This window comes from Chromobacterium sp. ASV23, from assembly GCF_016428945.1.
GTDB lineage: Bacteria > Pseudomonadota > Gammaproteobacteria > Burkholderiales > Chromobacteriaceae > Chromobacterium > Chromobacterium sinusclupearum.
Map to the genome: position 1 here is coordinate 1 of NZ_JAELTR010000092.1, position 9339 is coordinate 9339.

A 9339-nucleotide genomic window follows, 5' to 3' on the forward strand; every position below is an offset into this window, starting at 1 on the left:
ACCGGAGCTGCACATCAAGCCGAACAAGGATGCGACGTATGCGCCGGTGGCGATGGTGCTGGCGGAGTCGCAGCGTTTGGGTTTGACGAAGCTGGGGATAGTGGGATCGGAACAGTTCCTGCAGTAACATTCCCATTGATTGATGCCTATGGCATGATTGGGTGATGGCAGGCGGCCCGGAGTGGGCCGCTTGCTTTGTCCGGGAAGGTGATATTCTTCCGAACCTCAATAATAAAAGCCAGGGAATCCGGCGCTGCTGGCAGCTGTCGCCGGAGAATAAACATATATGAACACACGTCTTTGTCTGACCGCTCTGATCCTGCTGCCGCTCGCCGCTTGCGGTGACGGACATGCCGAGAATGCGAGCGCCAAAGCCGCCTCGGCGCCGGTGGCGCGCCGTTTGAGTTCCGCCGATGTGGTGCGGGCCGAAGTGCGCCCGCTGGCCGCGATCATTCCGTTTACCGGTTCGCTCAACGCCTTGAGCAGCAGCGCCATCTCGTCCGAGGTGGACGCCAGCGTGCGCGAAGTGCGCGTGCGCGAGGGCGAGCCGGTCCGTCGCGGCCAGTTGCTGGCGGTGCTGGATACCGAAGCGCTGGCGCAATCGGTGGAGGAGCAGAGCGCTCAGCTGGACAATTCCAAGTCGCGTCTCAAGCTGGCCAAGGTCAAGCTGGACAAGCAGCGCGAGCTGCTGGGCAAGGGCTTTATTTCGCAGATCGCCTATGACGAGCTGGAAAGCGATTACAAGGTGAAAGAGGGCGAGCTGCGCGCGCAGGCGGCGCAATTGGCGCGGGCGCAGCGCCAGCTGGCCGACGCCCAGGTCAAGTCGCCGATAGACGGCGTGATTTACGAACGCAAGATCAACCCCGGCGAGGTGGTCAGCCGAAATATGAAGCTGTTCTCGGTGGCAGACCTTTCTGTGCTGGAAATCGCGGCCACCGTGCCGTCGCGCCTGGTGGGGCAAGCCAAGGTCGGCATGAGCGCTACCTTCAATGTCGACGGCGCCGGCCAGCCGCTGCATGGCGAGGTGGTGCGCATCAATCCGGTGGCGATACCGGGCACCCGCAGCTTCACGCTGTTTATTCGGGTCAAGAACCCGGATGGCCGTTTGAAGGTCGGGCAGTTCGCCAAGGGCGGCGTGGTGTTGCAGGAAGTCAAAGACAAGGTCGTGGTCCCGCTTTCCTCGGTGCGGGATATCGACGGCCAGCCATGGGTGCTGGTGGCGGAAAAAGGCCGTCTGGCCAAACGTCCGGTCACGGTGGCCTTGCGCGCCGACGCGGACCGCCAGGTGGCGATCAGCGGCGTTGCTCAAGGCGAGCGCGTGGTCGTCGGCGAGTTGCTGGGCAGCAAGGCCGGTGACGCCGTCAGCCTGCTGGCTGGCCGAGCATAAGGAGCGCGCCATGTGGCTGACCCGCGTAAGCGTGCGCAACCCTTATTTTGCCGCCGTCTTGATGATGACGTTGATGGTGTTGGGCCTGTTCTCCTGGCAGAAGCTGGCGGTGGAGGAAATGCCCGATGTCCGTCTGCCGATGGCGGTGGTGTCCACCCCTTATACCGGCGCCTCGCCCGAGGTGGTGGAGAGCGAGGTCAGCAAGCCGCTGGAAGAAGCGCTCAATACCGTCAACGGCATCAAGGAAATCCGTTCCTATTCCTCCGAAGGCAATTCTTTCGTGGTGGCCGAGTTCGAATTGTCGGTCGACCCGACCATCGCTGTGCAGAACGTCCGCGACAAGGTGGCGTCGGTGCAGGGGCAGTTCCGCCGTGAAATCGGCACGCCGTCGGTTTCGCAAGTCGACCCCAACGACAACCCCATGCTGTCGATCTCGCTGACTTCCAATCAGACCCGCCCGCGTGAGCTGAGCAGCTGGGTCGAGAACGTGTTGAAGAAGCGGCTGCAGATGGTGGAGGGCGTCGGCGACGTCAGCCTGATCGGCGCGGTGCGGCGCGAAATCCGCATCGACATCGACCCGGTGCGGCTGGAAGGCTCCGGCCTGGCGCTGACCGATGTGGCCGACGCCATCAAGGCGGCCAATCAGGATTTCCCGGCCGGCAATGTGTCCACCTCGCAAAAGGAATGGGCGATCCGGGTTTCCGGCAAGCTGAAATCGGCCGATGACTTCGCCGCGCTGGCGATCGGCTATCGCAATGGCACGCCGATCCGCCTGGATGATATCGCCACGGTGTCCGATACCGAAGCCGAACAGGACAGCGTTTCGCTGATCAACGGCCAGCCGGGGCTGGGCATTGATATCAAGGCGGCGCGCGGGTCCAACGAAGTGGCCGTGGCCGACGGCGTCAAGAAGCTGCTGGCGGAGCTGAAGCCGCAGATGCCTGCCGGCACCAAGCTGCGCTATACCTATGACTCGGCGGAGGATGTGAAGAAAGCCCTGCACAGCGTGGAGTCCATGCTGCTGGAAGGGGCCGGACTGACCATCCTGATCGTATTCCTGTTCCTGGGCAGCTGGCGCAGCACCGTCATCACCGGGCTGACGCTGCCGGTGGCGCTGGTTGGCACCTTGTTCGCGATCCAGATCATGGGATTCACGCTGAACATGCTGACGCTGCTGGCCCTGTCGCTGTCCATCGGCCTGTTGATCGATGACGCCATTGTGGTGCGCGAGAATATCGTGCGCCATGTCGCGCTGGGCAAGAGCCATTATCAGGCGGCGCTGGATGGCACCAACGAAATCGGCCTGGCTGTATTGGCCACCACCTTGACGGTGGTTGCGGTGTTCCTGCCGGTGGGTTTCATGGGGGGCGTGATTGGCCGCTTCTTCCATCAGTTTGGCCTGACCGTCGCGGTGGCGGTGCTGATTTCTATGTTCGTCAGCTTTACGCTGGATCCGATGTTGTCGTCGATCTGGCACGACCCGCACCATCACGGCGACAAGCACCGCGGGCCGCTGGGCAGGATGCTGGATTGGTTCGAGATGTCGCTGGACAGGCTGTCCGATCGTTACGCGCTGCTGATCCGCTGGGTGCTGGGCCACCGCAAGACCGTGCTGGCGCTGGCGCTGAGCTTTACCGTGGCCAGTTTCTTGCTGGTGCCGATGATAGGCGGCGAATTCGTGCCGGAGCGCGATAGCGGCAAGATCAACGTGGTGTATCAGACCGCGCCGGGCTCATCGCTGGAATACACGGCGCAAAAGGGCAAGGAGCTGGCCGACTCGCTGGCCGGCATCAAGGAGATCCAGACGGTTTCCTTGAATGTGGGCGCCGGCAATTTCGGCGCCGGCAAGAACGACGGCAATCTGACGATTGATGTAGGCGACAAGCATTCGCGTCAGCGCAGCCTGCATCAGGTGATTGCCGATGTCCGCAAGCACGTGCAGCCGGTGGCTGGCGTGCTGATCAAGGCGGTGGCCAATGACGAGCAGCAGGGCAAGCCGATTTTCATCGGCCTGCGCGGATCCAATCTGACGGAGCTGGACGAAGTGTCGCGCGACGTCATGGCGCGCATCGCCAAGGTGAAGGGCGTCAAGGATATCGAATCCAACCTGACCGAAGGCGATCCGTCGCTGAGCCTGACCCTGCGCCGCGATGCCGCCTTAAGCCTGGGGGTGGATCTGAATCGGGTGGGCAATCTGTTGTCCATGCTGCTGGCCGGCAATGTGGTGACCACCTGGGAAGCGCCGGATGGCGAGAACTACGATGTGCGGCTGCGGGTGCCCAAGGGGGAGCGGCGTCAGGAGCTGCTGGACCAGTTGAAAGTAGCCGGAAATGCAGACCAGCACGGCGGTGCGCAAATGGTGCCGCTGTCCACGCTGATCGAAACGCGGCAGGGCGTCAGTCCGCGCCAGATCAAGCGCACCAATATGATGCGTGAGATCAGCATCATGGCCAACGTCGAGGGACGCGACGTTGGCTCGGTGATGGCTGATGTGGACAAGGCGATTGATGGCATGCAGCTGCCGCAGGGCGTGCAGCGCATGCATCGCGGCCAGCAGAAGGATATGGAGGAAACCGTCAGCAATGCGCTGCGCGCGCTGGGCCTGGGCGTGATCTTCATCTACCTGATCCTGGCGGCGCAGTTCCGCAGCTTCACCATGCCGGTCACCATCATGATGGCGCTGCCGCTGGCTTTTGGCGGCGTGTTTGTCGCGCTGTTCCTGTGGGGGTCGACGCTGAACATGTTCTCCATCATCGGCATCATCATGTTGATGGGCCTGGTGGCGAAGAACGGCATCTTGCTGGTGGACTTCATCAATCGGGCGCGGCTGGACGGCATGGCGCGCGAGGATGCGATTGCCGAGGCTGGCCGGGTGCGGCTGCGTCCCATCATGATGACCAGCCTGGCGATGATTTTCGGCATGCTGCCGCTGGCGCTGGGGACCGGCGATGGCTCGGAAAGCAATCGGCCGATGGCGCACGCCATCATCGGTGGCCTGACCACTTCGACCCTGCTGACCTTGCTGGTGGTGCCGGTGGTGTACACCTATCTGGATGGCTTGCGCAGCCGGATTCGCCGGCTGTTGGGCCGGGGCAAGGAACAGTTGACGCTGAAAACGGAGTCCAGCCACTAAGCCGTGAGCCGGTAGGCCCGGCTCACGCGGCTTGCGTTACTTCTTGGCAGGGGCGACGCAGTCGTTGCCGTCGAAGCTGACGGACTGCACGGTGTGGTCGTGCGGGTCGACCACAAAATTAGTGGTGCAGCTGTAGTAGACCGAGCCGCCGCCGCTGACGCTCCACGGATAGTAGAAGCCGTTGCCCTGTATCGGCATTTCCTGGCTGTAGGCGGTGCGGTAGGTGTAGAGCAGCTTGCCGTTGGGCATGGTCATCTGCGCGGTGGGCGCGCCCCAGCTTGCCAGCAGCTCATTGGCGTCGCGCCCTTGCCAGGAATAAACCTTCTGGGCATAGCCTTGCTGGGTGGCGCAGCCAGCCAAGGCGGCCATGGCGATGCAGGCGGCGATGAGGGTAGCGGTTTTCATGTGCGTAGCCTCGTGTAAATAGACTGTATTCATTATCCATTGTCATGGCATGATGATTCGAGCGCATGTCGCATGCAATGAACAATCCTGTTTTAACGATGGCGATGTTATGTCTGGATGTCAATTGTCGATGTCTTGCGCCGTCATGGAGTGTGTTAACAAGCGTGTGAAAACACGCCAATACAGCGGGGATCACCCGCGATCATGATCGGCGGCCTTGCCGCCGGTCGAGGGGAAACCAGGCTTGGCAGAAAAAACGGGTGCCCACACCCGGACCAGCCTGACAACAAAGGAGGAGATCATGCGCCTGAAAAAAACTCTCGCGATGGCCATGATGTTGGGCAGCCTGCTGCCCGCAGCCCATGCGGAAAAGGTGCTGCATGTGGCGTTTAGCGCGCCGGAAACCGGCTTCGACCCGGCCAAGGTGTCAGATGTCTATTCCGCGGCGGTGATCGAGCATATCTACGATCCGCTGCTGACATTCGATTATCTGGCGCGGCCGGTCAAGGTCATTCCCAATGTCACCACCGGCATGCCGACGGTCAGCGCCGACGGCCTGACCTATACCTTCCACCTGAAGAAGGGCATCTACTTTGCGCCGGATCCGGCCTTCAAGGGCAAGAAACGCGAGTTGATCGCGGCGGATTATGTCTACACCATCAAGCGGCTGTCCGATCCGACTGTAGCTTCGCCGCTGAGCGATACCTTCACCAACAAGCTGGTGGGATTGGCGGACTTAGTCAAAAAGGCTGGCAAGGGCAAGCTCGATTACGACACGCCTATCGAAGGCGTGAAGACGCTGGACCGCTATACCTTGCAGCTGAAGTTCAAGCAGCCATTCCCGTCGTTGCCGTACGTGCTGGCGGGCAGCTGGGTGGAGGCGCAGGCGCGCGAGGTGATTGACGCCTATGGCGACAATAGCAACGCCCACCCGGTAGGCACTGGCCCTTATATGCTGGCGGAGTGGAAGCCAGGCAACCACATCACCCTGGTGCGCAATCCCAATTTCCGTCAGGAAACCTTCCACTACCAGCCGGGCGCCGACGCCAAGGACCAGAAGATCGCAAGGGAGATGGATGGTAAGCGTTTCCCGCAGATCGATCGCATTGATATCTCGGTCATCGACGAAGAGCAGCCAACCTGGCTGGCGTTCAAGAGCGGGGAGCTGGATCTTTCGGGTATTCCCCAGCCCCTGGTCAAGCAGGTATTGCGGCTCGACCCGACCAATCCCTTCCGCGCCGAGCTGAAGGCCGAATTCCGCCAGCAGGGTATCCAGTTGGGTCGCGAGCTGGACGAGGAGGTGACGTTCTACGCTTTCAATATGCAAGATCCGGTGGTAGGTGGCTTCAGCAAGGACAAGATCGCCCTGCGCCGCGCCATCGCCATGGCCTTCAACACCCAGGAAACGATACGCGATATTCGCCGCGGCCAGGCAGTACAGGCCAACTACATCATTCCGCCGAATGTGGCCGGCCACAATCCCAATTTCCGCGCCGCCGCGCCATTCAACCCGGCGCTGGCCAATGCCTTGCTGGACCAGTTTGGTTACAAGGTGGGTGCCGATGGCTACCGTGCGCTGCCTAATGGCAAGCCCTTGGTGGTGGACTATGTCACCGGCCCCACGGCTATCGATAAGCAATGGAACGAGTATTGGCAAAAAGCCTTTGATCGCATCAAGGTCAAAGTCAATTTCCGCGTGATGCAATGGAACGAACAGGCGAAGCAGTTGATGGCCTGCAGCTTTGGCCTGGTGGGCGATGCCTGGATTGCGGACTACCCGGATGGCGATAATTTTGCCGCCTTGCTCTATGGCGGCAATGTCGGCAATACCAATCACGCCTGCTATCGCTCGGCGCGCTACGACAAGCTGTATGAACAGTCCCGCGTATTGCCGGATGGCCCGGAGCGCAACCGCTTGTACGACCAGATGAACAAGATCGTGGCTGGCGATACGCCGTGGATTTACGGCGAAAGCCGCTTTACCAACGCGCTGGCCCAGCCGTGGGTTCGCGGCTTCAAGAAACACCCCAATTTCAACGCGATCTGGCGCTTCCTGGACGTGCAGAAATAAGCGGCGAGCGAGGAGAAAAACATGTCCGCATTCATCATCCGCCGGCTGCTGCAAATGATCCCGACCCTGTTCGGGGTGATGCTGCTGGTTTTCATCTTGTTTTCGCTGGTAGGCGGGGACCCGACCCTGGTACTGGCCGGCAAGCACCTGACGCCGGAAGTGCTGGCCAATATCCGCGCGCAGCTGGGCCTGGACAAGAGCTTGCCTGAGCAATTCCTGGTATTTGTGCATCAGGTGCTGACGCTGGACTTCGGGACTTCCTGGTCCACCCAGCAGCCGGTTTCCGACATCATCGGCAGCCGTATCGGCCCGTCGCTGACGCTGAGCGGCGCCATGCTGGTGGTCGATCTGTTGATCGCGATTCCGCTGGCCGCGCTGGTGGCGTATTACCGCGGCGGGCTGACCGACCACATCATCACCATCATCTGCACCGTGGCGATGTCGATCAGCGCGCTGATCTACATCATCGCCGGGCAGTACTTCCTGGCGTTCAAGCTGGGCTGGTTTCCGGTGCGCGGCTGGGGCGATTCCGTCTGGACCAATCTCTTCCTGTATGTGCCGCTGCCGCTGCTGATGGGCCTGATGGTTTCGCTGGGGCCGGACATCCGCTTCTACCGCAGCTTCTTTGTCGAGGAACTGGGCCAGGATTATGTGCGCACCGCGCGCGCCAAGGGTCTGTCCGAGCGCCAGATCATGCTGAAGCATGTGCTGCGCAATGCGCTGATTCCGGTGGTGACCAGCATCATGATGTCCTTGCCGTATCTGCTGCTGGGCGCGCTGGTGCTGGAGAGCTTCTTCGGCATCCCTGGCATGGGCAACGAAGTGGTGCAGGCGGTCAACAAGAGCGACTTCCCGGTGATCAAGGCCATCACCATCTACATCGCCATCGCCACCATGGTGTTCAACCTGCTGGGCGACCTGGTCTACAAGTGGATCGATCCGCGCGTGCAACTGAAGTAAGCGGAGGAGAACAATCATGACGACATTGCAGAATACCGTGGGCGCGGTGGCGGAAGCCCCCTCCCGCAGCCTGTGGAAGCTGGGCTGGCAGCGCCTGAAGCGCAACAAGGTGGGCCTCATTTCTTTATGGATCGTGCTGGTCTATCTGCTGATTTCGGTCGGCGGCTGGTTCAATCTGGTGGGCGGGCACTGGACCGATGAGGTCGGCGTGCCGTACGCGCCGCCGAGTTGGGTGAGTGAATCCGCTGATGACGTGCTGCCGCCGGAAGCTGCAGCCAAGGCCACGGCGGCGCCCATCATCTCCTTGAGTCGTGCCGAGGATCCGATCGGCAAAGAGCTGGCAGAGGCCGAGAAGCACGTAGGCGAATATGCCGACCATACGCCGCCGCGGCTGGAGAAGCTGCCATTCGGCGGCGACTTGCAGGGCCGGGACGTCATCCAGAAAACCTTGAAGGGCACCTCCACCTCCATCTTCGTCGGCGTGTTCGGCGCGGTGTTTTCGTTGCTGATCGGCTGCGCGCTGGGCGCGTTGTCAGGCTACTTCGGCGGCAAGACCGATGACTTTCTCAACTGGTTCTACAGCGTGTTCACCTCGGTGCCGGACATGCTGCTGCTGCTGTCCTTTGCCGCCGTGTCCGGACGTGGCATCACCACCATCATTTCGGTGATGGCGCTGACCAGCTGGACCGGCACTTACCGCCTGGTGCGCGCCGAGTATTTGAAGCTGAAAGGCCGCGAGTACGTGCAGGCTGCCGATGCGATCGGCGCCGGCAGCGGCCGCAAGATGTTCATCCACATCCTGCCCAATATTTCCCACCTGCTGCTGGTGCAGTTTTCCCTGCTCACCGTGGCGTTGATCAAGTACGAGGCCATTCTGTCCTTCCTCGGCTTTGGCGTCGGCGTGCGCGAGGTGAGCCTGGGTTCGATGCTGGCGGAAGCGCCGACCGAGCTGATCCAGGGCTATTGGTGGCAGATGCTGGCGGTGACTATCGCCATGTCAGTGCTGGTGACGGCGTTCAGCCTGCTGGTGGATGCCCTGCGCGACGCGCTGGATCCGCGCGCGGCGGCGAAGTGAGCGGGACGAGGAGAAACCAATCATGAGCAATCCAAACCACAATACCTTGCTGTCGGTGCGCAACCTGAAGGTGCGTTTCCGCCAGGAAGACGGCGGCCGTTTCGAGGCGCTGAAGGGCGTCAGTTTCGATATCCCGGCCCACCGCACGGTGGCGCTGGTGGGCGAGTCCGGCTCCGGCAAATCGGTGACGTCGATGGCCATCATGCAGCTGCTGCCGCCGCAGACCAGCGAGATCGATCCGGCGTCGGAACTGCGTTTCGATGGCCGCGACCTGCTGAAGCTGAGTCCGGCCGAGCTGCGCCGTTTGC

At 61.6% G+C, this 9339-nt stretch carries 7 protein-coding genes; 6 read left to right on the plus strand and 1 reads right to left on the minus strand.

From position 1 onward, the window contains the following. Positions 1-286 precede the first annotated feature (286 nt). Positions 287-1387 (plus strand): efflux RND transporter periplasmic adaptor subunit, encoded by a 1101-nt coding sequence (locus JHD59_RS21000; RefSeq protein WP_199155681.1) that lies wholly within the window; start codon positions 287-289, stop codon positions 1385-1387. Between the two features lie 10 nt (positions 1388-1397). After that, positions 1398-4520 carry an efflux RND transporter permease subunit gene (locus JHD59_RS21005; RefSeq protein WP_199155682.1) on the plus strand — a complete coding sequence of 1041 codons (3123 nt, stop codon included), beginning with the start codon at positions 1398-1400 and terminating at the stop codon, positions 4518-4520. Between the two features lie 36 nt (positions 4521-4556). On the opposite strand, the gene JHD59_RS21010 is transcribed toward JHD59_RS21005, so the two are convergent. Further along, the gene (locus JHD59_RS21010; protein WP_233164439.1) at positions 4557-4925 is read right to left on the minus strand and encodes a hypothetical protein; all 369 of its coding nucleotides are present in this window, start codon (positions 4923-4925) and stop codon (positions 4557-4559) included. Positions 4926-5226: 301 nt separating this feature from the next. Between JHD59_RS21010 and JHD59_RS21015 the strand changes: the two genes are divergently transcribed. The 4 genes from JHD59_RS21015 to JHD59_RS21030 form a co-directional block, all read left to right on the plus strand. Further along, complete coding sequence (locus JHD59_RS21015; protein WP_199155683.1) at positions 5227-6996, plus strand: ABC transporter substrate-binding protein; 1770 nt, start codon at positions 5227-5229, stop codon at positions 6994-6996. A gap of 21 nt (positions 6997-7017) precedes the next feature. Further along, positions 7018-7956, plus strand: coding sequence for an ABC transporter permease (locus JHD59_RS21020; protein WP_199155684.1), 939 nt, complete (start codon positions 7018-7020; stop codon positions 7954-7956). 16 nt (positions 7957-7972) lie between these two features. Then, complete coding sequence (locus JHD59_RS21025; RefSeq protein WP_199155685.1) at positions 7973-9031, plus strand: ABC transporter permease; 1059 nt, start codon at positions 7973-7975, stop codon at positions 9029-9031. A gap of 22 nt (positions 9032-9053) precedes the next feature. Beyond that, on the plus strand, positions 9054-9339 hold a 286-nt coding region (locus tag JHD59_RS21030), incomplete at its 3' end, for an ATP-binding cassette domain-containing protein (RefSeq protein WP_199155686.1).